Source organism: Nocardia sp. NPDC004151 (assembly GCF_042874235.1).
GTDB lineage: Bacteria > Actinomycetota > Actinomycetes > Mycobacteriales > Mycobacteriaceae > Nocardia.
Map to the genome: position 1 here is coordinate 123,476 of NZ_JBIAMR010000012.1, position 13,710 is coordinate 137,185.

General features: G+C 69.2%; 13 protein-coding genes. 4 read left to right on the plus strand and 9 right to left on the minus strand.

The genetic code is table 11. The annotated features are described in order from the left end of the window. Positions 1 to 2 precede the first annotated feature (2 nt). From ACFYTS_RS25435 to ACFYTS_RS25455, 5 genes are all read right to left on the minus strand, one after another. Complete coding sequence (locus ACFYTS_RS25435) at positions 3 to 395, minus strand: polyketide cyclase / dehydrase and lipid transport (RefSeq protein WP_357094963.1); 393 nt, start codon at positions 393 to 395, stop codon at positions 3 to 5. 145 nt (positions 396 to 540) lie between these two features. Further along, positions 541 to 1,698, minus strand: coding sequence for a glycosyltransferase family 4 protein (locus ACFYTS_RS25440; protein ID WP_387307621.1), 1,158 nt, complete (start codon positions 1,696 to 1,698; stop codon positions 541 to 543). A gap of 35 nt (positions 1,699 to 1,733) precedes the next feature. After that, the gene (locus ACFYTS_RS25445; protein WP_387307623.1) at positions 1,734 to 2,738 is read right to left on the minus strand and encodes a hypothetical protein; all 1,005 of its coding nucleotides are present in this window, start codon (positions 2,736 to 2,738) and stop codon (positions 1,734 to 1,736) included. A 13-nt stretch (positions 2,739 to 2,751) separates the two neighbouring features. Continuing rightward, positions 2,752 to 3,750: an NlpC/P60 family protein gene (locus ACFYTS_RS25450; protein ID WP_357286640.1), complete on the minus strand. Its 999-nt coding sequence runs from the start codon at positions 3,748 to 3,750 to the stop codon at positions 2,752 to 2,754. 256 nt (positions 3,751 to 4,006) lie between these two features. Then, the gene (locus ACFYTS_RS25455) at positions 4,007 to 4,630 is read right to left on the minus strand and encodes a C40 family peptidase (RefSeq protein ID WP_387307625.1); all 624 of its coding nucleotides are present in this window, start codon (positions 4,628 to 4,630) and stop codon (positions 4,007 to 4,009) included. A 573-nt stretch (positions 4,631 to 5,203) separates the two neighbouring features. Here ACFYTS_RS25455 and ACFYTS_RS25460 point away from each other — a divergent pair. After that, the gene (locus tag ACFYTS_RS25460) at positions 5,204 to 6,931 is read left to right on the plus strand and encodes a DEDD exonuclease domain-containing protein (RefSeq protein WP_387307627.1); all 1,728 of its coding nucleotides are present in this window, start codon (positions 5,204 to 5,206) and stop codon (positions 6,929 to 6,931) included. A 36-nt stretch (positions 6,932 to 6,967) separates the two neighbouring features. Continuing rightward, positions 6,968 to 7,567, plus strand: a complete 600-nt coding sequence (locus ACFYTS_RS25465) for a class I SAM-dependent methyltransferase (RefSeq protein WP_387307629.1) — start codon at positions 6,968 to 6,970, stop codon at positions 7,565 to 7,567. Between the two features lie 57 nt (positions 7,568 to 7,624). On the opposite strand, the gene ACFYTS_RS25470 is transcribed toward ACFYTS_RS25465, so the two are convergent. The 4 genes from ACFYTS_RS25470 to ACFYTS_RS25485 all read right to left on the minus strand — a co-directional run bounded on the left by ACFYTS_RS25470 (position 7,625) and on the right by ACFYTS_RS25485 (position 11,948). Continuing rightward, positions 7,625 to 9,247, minus strand: a complete 1,623-nt coding sequence (locus ACFYTS_RS25470) for a cytochrome bc complex cytochrome b subunit (protein WP_357286628.1) — start codon at positions 9,245 to 9,247, stop codon at positions 7,625 to 7,627. After that, positions 9,244 to 10,392: a ubiquinol-cytochrome c reductase iron-sulfur subunit gene (locus tag ACFYTS_RS25475; RefSeq protein ID WP_357286626.1), complete on the minus strand. Its 1,149-nt coding sequence runs from the start codon at positions 10,390 to 10,392 to the stop codon at positions 9,244 to 9,246. Before ACFYTS_RS25475 ends, ACFYTS_RS25470 begins: the two co-directional genes overlap by 4 nt. Beyond that, the gene (locus tag ACFYTS_RS25480; RefSeq protein ID WP_357286623.1) at positions 10,389 to 11,249 is read right to left on the minus strand and encodes a cytochrome c; all 861 of its coding nucleotides are present in this window, start codon (positions 11,247 to 11,249) and stop codon (positions 10,389 to 10,391) included. The genes ACFYTS_RS25475 and ACFYTS_RS25480 overlap by 4 nt, the downstream gene beginning before the upstream one ends. An 87-nt stretch (positions 11,250 to 11,336) precedes the next feature. After that, entirely contained in the window at positions 11,337 to 11,948 is a 612-nt protein-coding gene (locus ACFYTS_RS25485) for a heme-copper oxidase subunit III (protein WP_357286621.1), read from the minus strand. Positions 11,949 to 12,125: 177 nt separating this feature from the next. On the opposite strand from ACFYTS_RS25485, the gene ACFYTS_RS25490 reads away from it, so the two are divergent. Then, positions 12,126 to 12,539 (plus strand): hypothetical protein, encoded by a 414-nt coding sequence (locus tag ACFYTS_RS25490; protein WP_357286618.1) that lies wholly within the window; start codon positions 12,126 to 12,128, stop codon positions 12,537 to 12,539. A gap of 113 nt (positions 12,540 to 12,652) precedes the next feature. Then, the gene (gene trpD, locus ACFYTS_RS25495; protein WP_357286616.1) at positions 12,653 to 13,708 is read left to right on the plus strand and encodes an anthranilate phosphoribosyltransferase; all 1,056 of its coding nucleotides are present in this window, start codon (positions 12,653 to 12,655) and stop codon (positions 13,706 to 13,708) included. Positions 13,709 to 13,710 lie beyond the last annotated feature (2 nt).

Consider the following 13,710-nt stretch of genomic DNA (forward strand, 5'->3'; position numbering starts at 1 on the left):
TTCTAGTGAGCGGCCGCGGGCGCGACCCCGGCCTTGCGCCCCGCCTCCAGGCGGGCCTTGATCTCGAACGACATGACCTTGCCCGCGACCCGGCGGGTGCGGTTGAGCGCCAGCAGGTCACGCCCGGACATACCGGCGACGCCGCCGCGCGGTTCGGCGTGCATGAAGTAATGCATGAGGACGCCGTCCAGCATCGGCTCGAGCCAGAGCTCCATGGTGCCCTCGGCGCCCCCGCTGACGGTCCAGCGGATTCCCTTGTCGCCGCGATCTTCCCGCACGTCCAATTGCAGGTCCGGCCACCACTGACGCCACCGGCCACGATCGGCGAGGATCTCGGCGACGGCCTCGCCCGGCGCGGCGATGAAAGTCATATCGGCAACCTGGATACTGCTCACAGTGCTTATCTTGCCCTACGCTTCGCTCCGGGCGGGTTCGCGGCCCCGAAGTCTCGATTCTTTCCTCCTCCGCTCCCCCACTCCAAGCGCGGGGAGGCGGAGCGCAGTCCAGAATCGAGACGGGCGTGAACCTTCGGGTGCGGCTTCAGCGCCTGGTGCCCATCGCCGCGTGGTTCGGATCCAGCAGCTGCTGTAGTCGCTGACCCATCAGGTCCCAGCGCCACTGCTGCTGCACCCAGGCGCGGCCCGCCGCGCCCATGGCGGCCGCCGCGTCACGGTCGGAGAGGATGTCGACGATGGCGTCGGCGAGCGACTCCAGCTTGCGGCCGTTGACCACCCGGCCGGTCTCGCCCTCACGCACGGTCTCGGGCGCACCGCCCGAATTGCCCGCGATCACCGGCACTCCCGTGGCCGAGGCCTCCAGGAACACGATGCCCAGACCCTCGACGTCCAGGCCGGCGCCCCGGGTCCGGCAGGGCATGGCGAACACGTCGGCGATGGTGTGGTGGGCGGCCAGCTCCTGCGACGGCACCCGGCCGGTGAACACCACGCTGTCGGAAACGCCCAGGGCCGCGACCAGTTCGCGCAGCTTCTGCTCGTACGGTCCGCCGCCCGCGATCACCAGCACCGCGCCCTTGACCCGCTTGCGGATGTCGGGCATGGCCGCGATCAGCGAATCCTGACCCTTGCGCGGCACCAGCCGCGACAGGCACAGGATGGTCGGCCGGTCCCCCAGCCCGTAGCGCGCCCGCAGTTCGGTGCGCGCGGCCGGATCCGGCTTGAACACCTCGGCATCCACGGCGGGCGGCAGGTATTCGAGCGCCGACTGCGCGCCGAACGCCGCCGCGAACCGCCGCCGCGTGTACTTGCTGACATAGGTGACGACATCGGTGTGATCACCGATGACGCGCAACGCCTGCCGCGCGCCGGGCAGCATCGACCAGCCCACCTCGTGGCCGTGGGTGGACGCGAGAATCCGTTCGGCCCCGGCCTTGCGCAACACCGGCGACATCAGCGCCAGCGGCGCCGCCGCCCCGAACCACACCCGGTCGCACTGCTCGTCGCGCAGGAGCTTCCTGGCCCGGCGCGCGACCAGCGGCGTCGGCAGCATCAGTGTCGTGGGATGCCGCACCACCTGGAACGGCTGCTGCGCGTCGAACTTCCAGTGGCTGTCGCCCTTCCAGCGCGGCGCGTACACCACCAGCTCGTCGGCGGGCAGCTGCAGGGCGAGCGCGTGCAGATACGACTGAATCCCGCCTGGTCGCGGCGGGAAATCATTGGTAACCAGCAGAGTTCGCCCCATGCGACAAACCTACTGCACCCGCGGATCAGGCGGCCTTACGCGCCCTCGGTCGTACGGCTGGTGAGCCAGGCGCGCCACTCGCCGACCAGGTCGGTGTAGGTCGCGCCGAGCGAGTCGCGCAGCACGGCTGCCACGGCGGCCCGGTCCTTCGGTCCGGAGGCCAGCTGCCGGTACAGGTCGACCAGGGCCTGATCGCCGTAGCGGTCGGCGATGAAAGCGCAGGCGGACCAGCCCTGTTCGTAGGCGAGCGAGGCCTTGCCGCTGGACGGTTCGAACATCGCGTCGGCGGGGAGATCGTCGGGCAGGTCACCGGCGCGGGCGCGGGCGGTGAGGGTCGGGGCGATCTGGGTGATGGGGTGGCGCATACCGCGGTGCGCCGAATACTCGGCGAAACCCTCGAGCATCCACATCGGCGAACCGTCGACGGTCACCGCACGGCTGGCCATGTGGGTGAGTTCGTGGCGCAGCACCGAGCGCAGGCCGTCCGCGCCGAGGCGGCGTCCGGCGTCGGGCCCGAAAACCACGCGCTGTCCGGTCAATTGCGTGCCGGGCCGGTACGGGTCGGCGACGGTGGAGGCGGCGACCTCGGCGGGCACGTCACCGGTGGCGCGGGTCAGCGCCGCGAATTCCGAAGGGCTGGAGGCGACCACCACGACCGGCGCCCGATTCCAGTCCTGACCCCACAGCGCGGAGACCGCCGCGGTGGATGCCGCGAGTTCGCTCGCCAGCACATCGAGATCGGCGCGCTGGCCCGGATGGCCGAGCACGATGCCGGTGCGGCCCGATCCGGTCGGCACCGGTTCGGCGACCACCTTCCCGTAGGCGTCCATGGACCGCTTCACCAGCGGCACCTGCGGATCGGTGGCCTGGCTCGCGTCCTGGCCCGGCACCACGGCGCGCAGCGTCGGCAGCACCGAGTTCGGCAGCATGAGCAGCGCGCCGCACGCGGCGGTCAGGGCACTGACCATGACCAGGGTGAGCACGAACTGGAACCGTCGTTTCGCCGACAGCCAGCCGCGGACCTGCCGCAGAGCGCTCATCGCCGCCTCTCGTTCAGTACCGACGAGCCGAATGGAACGGTGTCGAACCCAGCGGCGCGACCTGGACGGGAACGCCGAAAGTCGAAGCGTGCAGCATCAACCCGTTGCCGGCGTAGATGCCCACATGCGAGATGTCCGAGTAGAAGAAGACCACATCACCGGGCTGTAGGTCCTTCTGGTCGACCGGCGTGCCGTATCCGGCTTGCTGCTGTGAGGTGCGCGGCACGCTCTTGCCGACCTGATGGAAGGCCCACTGCACCAGGCCTGAGCAGTCGAACTGGTCTGGTCCGGTGGCTCCCCAGACGTAGGGATCGCCGACGCGGGTCAGGCCCGCGGCCAGCGCGCTGGTGCCCGACCCGGGGACCAAACCCTTGAGCAGGCTGTCGCGATCGAAGCCGGGCGGGAACATGGAGCCCGCCAGCGCGGACTTGTCACCGGCCGAGAGCTGGCCCCACGCGGCGATGACCTGGGCCATCGAGCCTTGCAGCGCAGCCCGTTTGGCCTCCAGGTCCGTACGGACGCGGTCGGCGGCGGCGCTGGCGGCGCGGGCCGAGTCAGCGGCGGCGCGGGCGCCGGATTCGGCGGCGGCGGCCGCGGTGGTGGCCTTCTGATACTGGGCCAGTTGATCATTGGTGCGCGCGCCCACCAGGTCCACGATCGACATCTGGTCGAGCAGCTGCTGCGGCGAATTGCTGACCAATAGCGAGGTGATCCGGTTGGTGCGGCTGCCGAGCAGCGCGGAGGTCGCGGCGCGTTCGATGACCGGTTGGTAGCGGCGGATTTCGGCCTTGGCGGCGTCCAGCGTGGCGGCCGCGTCGGCGGCGCGCTGGTCGGCGGCGTCGGCGGTGGCGGACTTGGCGTCGAGATCGGCCTGGGCGTCGAGCGCCTGCTGATTCATCTGCTCGGACTGCCGGGAGAGATCGATGAGCTTCTGCACCGCGTCCCCGGCGGAAGCCGGTGCGGCCACCGGATCGGCGCCGGCGAAGCCGTAGCCGCCGTACGTGCCGACCATGAGGGCCCCGACCGTGAAGGCTCCTCCTACCAGCCGCCTGGTCCGCTCACTGTGTGTCCGCTGATGTCGCTGCTGCGCTGCCACCGCTGGTGTCGTCCCGTTCTCTTACCCCGAGCCGGTCAGAAGGTCTCGGTAAGATTACGAAACGGCGACCGCTTGTGTCCAGCAGGCCACGGAAGCATTACGGTCGCCGCTTCTCCCGCGGGTCGTCCGCCCACGGTCGGCTGGGAGACGAATCCCCCGGTAGAGCAAGGGATCAGATACGCGTGGCGCCCGAGAACGGCATCGACGAGATCGGGGCGACCTTGACGGGCTGACCGGAGGTCGACGCGTGCACGACATTGCCGTCGCCGATGTAGATGCCGGAGTGGCCGCCGCCGTAGAACGACACCACGTCGCCCGGCTCGAGGGCGTCGTAGGAGACCGGGCTGCCCGCGCCGGCCTGCTCGTAGCTGGTGCGCGGCAGGCTGACACCAGCCTGGGCGTAGGACCACTGGACCAGACCCGAGCAGTCGAAGGCGTTCGGGCCGGCGGCGCCGTACACGTAGGGGTCGCCGATGCGGCTCATGGCGGCGTCGACCGCGGCCTGGCGGAAGCTGCGCTGCGGGCCCGGAGCCGGGACACCCGGAACCCCGATGCCGGGCAGGGCTGGGATGATGATCGGCAGGGACTCGGGCAGGCCCGGGATCCCGGCGGGAAGCTGGATGGCGTCGGGCACGTCGATGGTTCCGACGGGGGTGTTGACCGGCTGGGCCGACGCGGGCGTGGCGGGCAGCAGCAGCGCGCTCAGCGTGGCAGCGCCGACGGCACCGGCCGCGGCGGCGCGACGCGCAGTGCGCTGCATGCCCCGGACCTGTCGCTTGACGGTGGTGGTCGCCATGGTGAGGTACTTCCAATCTGCCCCGCGACGCCGCACCCGGTGGTGCGTCGGACTCCGCGAGGTCTCAGGAAGATTACGAGGACATAACGGTGCTTTGTAAAGCCAAGGCCGCCGGCGCGTGACTCAAAATTGTTGCGCACTCGCATTTCGGTGCGACAAACGTCACAACAATCACGAAACGATAACAGCAGCCGTTTTTCTGAGAGCGTCCTGAGAGCTACCCGTCGGTAGCAAGTGCCCACCCAAGACCCCTCCGACCTTGGCGAATTCCGCATAAACCCAGGTCAGAGCCATGGACCGCGACCTGGGGGATTCCCGGACCGACATCCGGCGCGCCCGGGCGCGGGGCACCGGGCCAGCACCCGCCCCGCGCGAATCCGAACCAGCCGCCCTCCCCAACAAATTTGATCCATTTTGCGAATAACTGTGACGCTGGCCACAAAGCGGCATATTCGCTCAATTCGGGGATTTCATCTCGAGAATCGCCGTCGCATATTCGATCATTTCCCCAGGTCGCCTCGAAAGATCAACTTCGGGCGGAGTTGTCGGACCCTGCGCCTAGGCTTGCCCCTCGTGTCCGGACAGCTGGCCTTCGATGAGCTCGAAACCCCGCTCTATGACACAACGTTCGTGGTCGTGGACCTGGAGACCACCGGAACCAGCCCCGAGGGCGACTCGATCACCGAGATCGGCGCGGTCAAGGTGCTCGGCGGTGAGGTGCTCGGCGAGTTCGCGACCCTGGTCAATCCCGGCTGCGCCATCCCGCCGCAGATCGTGCAGATCACCGGCATCACCACCGCCATGGTGATCGACGCACCCCGGATCGAGCAGGTGCTGCCCGGATTCCTGGAGTTCGCGCGGGGCGCGGTGCTGGTCGCCCACAACGCCCGCTTCGATCTGGGCTTCCTGAAGGCCGCCGCCGCGAAGTGCGCAGTGCCCTGGCCCGCCTTCCAACACGTGTGCACCGTCCAGCTGGCCCGCCGCGTGCTGCCCAAGGACGAGGCGCCCTCGGCCAAACTCTGGTACCTGGCACAACTGCTCGGCGCGGAGACCCGGCCGACGCACCGCGCCCTCGACGACGCCAAGGCGACGGTCGACGTGCTGCACGCGCTCATCGCCCGGGTCGGCAATCAGGGCGTACACAGTCTCACCGAGCTGCTCGACTATCTCCCCGAGGTGACCCGCCGCCAGCGCGCGAAACGCGTGATGGCCGCGGACCTTCCGGCGACCCCGGGCGTGTACCTGTTCCGCGGCCCCTCCGACGAAGTCCTCTATATAGGGACGGCGGTGAATCTGCGCCGCCGCGTCCGCAACTACTTCACCGGCTCCGACACCCGCCCGCGCATGCGCGAGATGGTGCAGCTCGCCACCCGCGTCGATCATGTCGAATGCGCGCACGGCCTGGAGGCGGGCGTGCGCGAGCTGCGGCTGCTGATCGCCCACACCCCGCCCTACAACCGGCGCTCGAAGTTTCCGCAGCGCGCGTGGTGGCTGACCCTCACCGACGAGCCCTTCCCCCGCTTCGCCGTCTCGCGCACTCCGACCCGGGATGCGCTGGGCCCGTTCACCTCCCGCACCGACGCCCAGGAGATCGCGGCCACCCTCGCCGAGCAGTCGGGCCTGCGCACGTGCACCACCCGCATCCCGCGGACGGGCCGCCACGATTGCCAGCCCGCCGTCGTCGGCGGTTGCCCCGCAGCCGCCGAGAACAGCCCCCTATATATAGAGGAGTACGAACCGGCGCCCGCCGCCATCCGCGCCCTGTTCACCGGGGTGGACGACACCCTGCTGCACACCATCGCCGCGAGACTCGAAACCCTGTCCACCGCAGAACATTTCGAGGCAGCGGCCCGCCTCCGGGACCGCACGGTCGCGGTGGTCCGCGCCCTGCGCCGCACCCAGCGCCTCACCGCCCTGGCCGCCATTCCCGAACTGATTGCCGCCCACCCCGACGGCGCCGGTGGCTGGCAGTTCGCGATCATCCGCCACGCTCGCCTGGCCGCCGCGGGCACCGCGGTCCGCGGCATCTCCCCCATGGCCGTCGTCGACCGCCTCGCGGCCGCCGCCGAAACCGTCCTCCCCCAACCGCTCCCGGACTCCGGCGATTCCCCCGCCTTCCCTCCGCTGCGCGGCGCCCTCCCCGAGGAGGCGGGCCTGCTGGTCCGCTGGCTCGAACAGCCCGGCACCCGCATCGTCCGCACCACCGACGGCTACGGCGAACCCCGCCTCGGCGCGGGCCCCTGGCTCGCCTGGGCCGACCGCGCCGAGGCCGCGCGCTCGACTCTCGACCCAGCGGACTGACGAGCCGCCGCACCCCATCGCTGCCAGAATGGCGTGATGTACCTGCCCGACGCCGAGCGCTGGAACCACAACATCGAGTACCACCCGCTGCTGGCCGACGCGGTCTCCGGCGCCGAGAACGTCCTGGACGTCGGTTGCGGGGAAGGCATGTTGGCCAGGCGAATCCGCCGCGCGGGCGCGACGGTCACCGGCATCGACCCCGATCCCGCGAGCATCGCGCTGGCCCGGGAGCAGTCCCCGGACGACGACATCACCTACCTCGAGGCCGACTTCCTCACCCACTCCTTCCCGCCGGAGTCCTTCGACGGCATCGTCTCCGTCGCCGCCCTGCACCACATGGACACCGTCGAGGCCCTCACCCGCATGCGGACCCTGCTCCGCCCCGGCGGCACCCTGGCCGTCATCGGCATGGCCCGCAGCACTTTCCCCGCCGATCTCCCCTGGGAGGCGGCAGCTCTCCTCACCAGCATCAAGGACCGTCTCTTCCGAGCCCAATGGGCCCACCCCTCCCCCGTCGTCTGGCCCCCACCCCAGACCTACCCCGAAACCCGCCGCACCGCGGCCGAACTCCTCCCCGGCGTCCGCTACCGCCGCCACCTCCTGTGGCGCTTCTCCCTGATCTGGACCAAGCCCTAGGAACGGGGAAGGCCCCGAGTCGAATTCGACTCGGGGCCTTCCCTGGTGACGATCCGATCAGTGATCGGTCTGCTTGCCGGAGGCGGCGTTCTGGGCCGCTTCCAGCACGGAGAGCATCTTGTGCTCTTCCTCGTGGGCGATGGCGACGTTCTCCGCCTGCTCCGACACGGGGTCGGGGCGCATGAACGAGCCGGTGCCGGGCTTGCCGGCGGAACCGAGCTTGACCATCTTCTTGGGCACCGGGGCGCCCTGGTACTCCAGCGGGATCGGGTGGCCGTGCGAGTCGACCGGGCCGAGGGGCTGGTGGACCTCGATGTACTCACCGTGCGGCAGCCGCTTGATGACACCGGTCTCGATGCCGTGCTCGAGCACCGCGCGGTCGGACCGCTGCAGGCCGATGCAGAAGCGGTAGGCCAGGAAGTACGCCAGCGGCGGGGCCAGCAGCAGCGCGATGCGGAAGAACCAGGTGGTGGCGTTCAGCGAGATGTCGAACTTCAGCGACAGGATGTCGTTGACACACGCCAGGGTCAGCACCATGTAGAACGTGATGGCCATGGCGCCGATGGCGGTGCGGACCGGCACGTCGCGCGGACGCTGCAGCAGGTTGTGGCGGGCGGTGTCGCCGGTGAGGCGCTTCTCGATCCACGGGTAGGCGATCAGCACGGTGAACACCAGGCCCATGATGAGGGCGACCCAGAACGGCGCCGGGATCGTGTAGCGACCCAGGTACAGCTCCCACGGCGGCATGAGACGCGCCATGCCGTCGGTCCACATCATGTAGAAGTCCGGCTGCGAACCCGCGGAGACCTGAGACGGGTTGTAGGGACCCAGGTTCCAGATCGGGTTGATCTGGAAGACGCCACCCATGATGGCGACGACGCCCAGGGTGAAGGCGAAGAACGCGCCCTGGTCGGCGGCGAACACCGGGATGATGCGGGCGCCGACGACGTTCTTCTCGGTGCGGCCCGGTCCGGGGAACTGGGTGTGCTTCTGGTACCAGACCAGCGCGACGTGCGCGGCGATGAGCGCCAGGATGATGCCCGGCAGCAGCAGCACGTGCGCGATGTACAGACGCGGGATGATGATGGTGCCCGGGAAGTCACCGCCGAAGATCAGCCAGTGCATCCAGGTGCCGATCACCGGCACACCCATGGTGATACCACCGAAGGCGGCGCGCAGACCGGTGCCCGACAGCAGGTCGTCGGGGATCGAGTAGCCGAAGAAGCCCTCGAACATGGCCAGGATGAGCAGCAGTGAGCCGATCACCCAGTTGGCCTCACGCGGCTTGCGGAACGCGCCGGTGAAGAAGATGCGGAACAGGTGGATGATGATCGACGCCGCGAACAGCAGCGCCGCCCAGTGGTGCACCTGGCGCACGAACAGACCGCCGCGCACCTCGAAGGAGATGTTCAGCGCGGTCTCGTAGGCCCGCGACATGGTGACACCGCGCAGGGGCTGGTAGGCGCCCTGGTACACGGTCTCCGACATGGACGGGTCGAAGTACAGCGTCAGGTAGATACCCGACAGCAGCAGGATGATGAACGCGTATAGCGCGATCTCACCGAGCAGGAACGACCAGTGGGTCGGGAAGACCTTGTTGATCGATCGCTTGGCGAACGCCGCCAGGTGGTAGCGCTCGTCCATTTCGTTGGCCTGGACGGCCGCTTTGCTAGGGCTCATGAACGACGCTCCCAGTAGGCCGGGCCGAGCGGCTCGATGAAGTCGCCGGCGGCGACCAGGTAGCCATCGGCATTGACGGTGATCGGCAGCTGCGGCAGCGCGCGGGCGGCAGGACCGAAGACCGGCTTACCCCATTCGGTCGCCGAGAACTGCGACTGGTGGCAGGGGCACAGGATCCGGTTGGTCTGCTGCTCGAACAGCGAGGTGGGGCAGCCGAGGTGGGTGCAGATCTTCGAGTAGGCGAAGTAGTCGCCGTAGTTGAAGCTCTCCTGGCCCTTGCGCTTGATCGCGGTCTGGGCGTCGTGCGGGCGCAGACGGATCAGCATGACCGCGTTGCGGATGCCGCGCAGCGACTGCAGGGTCGCGTGCTCGTCACCGCGCCAGGATTCCTTCCAGGGGAAGACGGTTTCCATGGCGCCGCCGTCGAGGTCCTCCGGCTTGACGAGGACGATGTCCTCGGGACGGCCGGTGTCGCGACGCAGGTAGACGGTCTCGCCCGGGTAGTCCGGGGTCCAGCCCGAGACCCACAGCGGCGACTTGTCGCGCTTGGCCCACGGGTTCTTGATCATGCCGCCGACGAAGACGAACAGCGCGCCGACGCCGACCAGGCCCGCGCCCAGACCCGCGGTGCGGGTGATGAGCTTGCGGCGGCCCAGGGTCGAGGTGTCGGCGGCGTCCTGCAGCTGCGCGACCAGGGTGCGCCGGTTGACCTCCGAGGACGGGCCGTCGTGGCGGTCCTGGATGGAGATCTCGGCGGGGATGAAGTGCTTGCGGATGAGCACGACCGCGATGCCGATGGCCAGCACGGCGATGCCGAGGGTCAGGCCGTACAGCGGAGTGGTCAGCGTGTACATCGCGTTGCCGTCCTGGTTGCGGCCCTTGTACTCCCAGGGCCAGAACAGGAAGACACCGATCAGCGCGGCACCCGCGAGCGCGGAGATGCCGAACCACAGGGCGACGCGGCGCTCGGCGCGCTTCTCGGCGCGCGTGCCCTCGACCGGCCAGCGGGGGGCGCGGTAGGCGACGTCGACGCCGTCGAGCTCGGTGCCGAGCTTGACCAGCTCGTCACGCGACATGGCGTCGAGCTGCTCATCGGTGGGTTCGGTGGGGTTGTCCCCCATGGTGTTTCGCTCCTGTTCGCTCATGACCGGGAACCGATCCACATCGCGGAGCCGACCAGGACCACGATGCCGACGACCCAGATGGCCAGGCCCTCGGTCGCGGGACCGAAGCCGCCGAGGCCGTAGCCGCCCTCGGACGGGGTCTCCATGCGGTCCTTGATGTAGGCGACGATGTCCTTCTTCTCGTCCGGCGTCAGCTGCCGGTCGGAGAACTTGGGCATGTTCTGCGGGCCGGTCAGCATGGCCAGGTAGATCTGCTGCTCACTGGCTTCTTCCAGCGGCGGCGCGAACTTGCCGGAGGACAGCGCGCCACCCTTGCCGGTGAAGTTGTGGCAGGACGCGCAGTTCATGCGGAACAGCTCGCCACCGCGGCCGAGGTCGCGGCCCTCGATGAGGGATTCCTGGGCGATCTCGCCGTTGGCGTCGCGCACGACGGTGGGGCCGCCACCGTTGGCCTGGACGTAGGCGCTGATCGCGTCGGTCTGGTGCGCGTCGAACTTCGCCGGCTTGCGCACGATCTGCGCCTCGTTGCGGGCGGCGGGCATGCGGCCGGAGGAGACCTGGAAGTAGACCGCGGCCTCACCGACGCCGATCAGGCTCGGGCCGCGATCCTGGACGCCCTGCAGGTTGACACCGTGGCAGGTGACGCAGGAGGTGTCGTAGATCTGCTTGCCCTCGCGGATCAGCGCGGACTGATCCTCGTGCGCGGTCGCCACCTGAGCCTGCGGGGTCAGGGCCGATGCCGCGAAGCCGGCTCCGACGAGGCCCATCAGGAGGACCAGACCGCCGGCCAGCTTCCGGCGAATGCGGCGCTGCTTGCGGGTCTTGGTGGCCTGGCCGATCCCCTCGGGATCTGGCGCTGACGGGGGAGATGAACTCATCTGTGTCCCTTTGGAGTAGACGGAACCGACTTGTACAAGTTTGTGGTTGCCGGGGCGGGGGCTGACTGCTCCGGCGGGTGTCCGGTGTTAGCGGACGAAGTAGATCGTCGCGAAGAGGCCGATCCAGACGATGTCGACGAAGTGCCAGTAGTACGACACGACGATCGCCGCGGTGGCCTGCGCCGGGGTGAACTTGCTGAGCTTGGTGCGCACCAGCAGGAAGATGAACGCGATGAGACCGCCGATGACGTGCAGACCGTGGAAGCCGGTGGTGATGTAGAACACCGAGCCGTACACCGAGCTGGAGATCGTGGTGCCCTCGTGCACGAGGTTGGTGTACTCGTAGCCCTGGCCGGCCACGAAGAACGCGCCCATGATGAAGGTGAGCAGGTACCAGCGGCGCAGGCCGAACACGTCGCCCTTCTCCGCGGCGAAAACGCCCATCTGGCAGGTGAAGGAGGACAGCACCAGCACCGTGGTCACCGGCACGGCCAGCTTCAGATTCAGCTCGGTCGGCTCCGGCGGCCAGACGCCGTGTGCCTGGGCACGAGCAACGAAGTACATGGCGAACAGGCCGGCGAAGAACATCAGCTCGCTCGACAGCCAGATGATGGTACCGACGCTGACCATGTTGGGCCGGTTCAGCGAATGCACACGCTGGGTAATGGCCGATCCTGGGGTCCCTACTGCGGTCGTCACGCCGGTAAGTATGACTCGTCGTAGTACGACAGGTGTAGGCGGGTACGAAACTTTGTCGTCCGTGTCGGAAAGCCCAGGGCGAGCGTGGCTCTCGCGGGGTTCCCGGCGTGTCCCCGCAGAGCCTAGATTGCGCAGGTAAGAGGAAGCTGAGGCCCGTTTCGGGGCCCGCGAGAGGGAGTGGACGTGAAGTCGTGGTGGCGGCGGTGGCGAGGGCGCGGCGGCGCAACACAACTGGATCCGGCGCGCCCGGATCTGGTGGTGGTGGCATCGAGTTTCGATGACGCGGAGGCCTGTTCGGCGGCCCTGGGCAAGGCCATGGACTGGACGGCGGACCAGCCGGTGGTGCTCAGGCACCATTTGCGCCTGCCCGCGGCCCAGGTGAATGCGGTGCAAGTCATTGCCGCGCAGGGCGGCTATGAAACCGCCTCTGTCTCCGCCGCGGACCCCGCGAAGCTGGTCCTGCAGCGAGTGCAGCTCCTCGACGCCGTGCACTGCTCCCAGGAGCGTTCCCGCATGGCGGGCCTGGCCCAGCGTCATGACGGCGACGCTCTGGGCTGGGACGCCCTGCAACCCGCCGAGCGGCCCCGATAGTCGGGGGTTCGGAGGCGAAGCACCCTGAGAGTCCCGGGAGTCGGGTTCTCGGCACTAGGCTTGCCTCCGAACCACACTGGTGTCCGGGCATCCGGCAACGGGAAGAGAAGGCAATGAGCGCGCGCAGCTGGCGAGAAGTTCTCGGCATCCTCACCGACGGCAACGACCTGTCCTCGGACGAGGCCGCGTGGGCGATGAACGAGATCTTCACCGATAACGCCACCTCGGCGCAGATCGCGGCCTTCGGTGTGGCCCTGAAGATGAAGGGCCCGACCCCGTCGGAGTTGAACGGCTTGGCCGGGGGCATGCTCGCGCACGCGCGCCGGGTGCGCCACGACGGCGCGGCGGTGGACATCGTCGGCACCGGCGGCGACCGTTCGGGCAGTGTGAACATCTCGACCATGTCCTCGATCGTGGTCGCGGCCTCCGGGGTTCCGGTGATCAAGCACGGCAACCGCGCGGCCTCCTCCAAGAGCGGCGGCGCGGACGTGCTGGAGGCGCTGGGCGTGAAGATCGCCCTGGGCCCGGAGTCGGTCGAGCAGTGTGTGCGGCGGACCGGGATCGGGTTCTGTTTCGCGCCGGTGTTCCATCCGTCGCTGCGGTTCGCCTCGCAGGCGCGCGGTGAGATCGGGATTCCGACGGTCTTCAATATCCTGGGCCCGCTGACCAATCCGGCGCAGCCGGGCGCGGGTCTGATCGGCTGCGCGTTCCGGGAGCTGGTGCCGGTGATCGCGGGCGTGTTCGCCGAGCGCGGGGCCTCGGCCCTGGTGGTGCGCGGCAATGACGGCCTGGACGAGATCACCACCGCCGACACCTCCGACGTCTGGGTGGTGGCGGGCGGCAAGCTGCACGAAACCACCATCGACCCAACGACTCTCGGCATCGAGCGGGTGGATCCGTCGGCGCTGAAGGGCGGCGACGCGGTGACGAACGCGGCGATCGCGCGGGCGATGTTCGCCGGGGAGCCGGGTCCGGTGCGTGACGCGGTGCTGGTGAACTCGGCGGCCGCGCTGGTCGCGTTCGACCTGACCGCCGACGACGTGCACGCCGATCTGCACGGCAAGCTGGCCGAGGCCCTGAAGCGGGTGGCGGAGACGGTGGATTCGGGTGCGGCCACCGCGCTGCTGGAGCGCTGGGTGACCGTCTCCAACGAGCTCGGCGCGGACTAGCC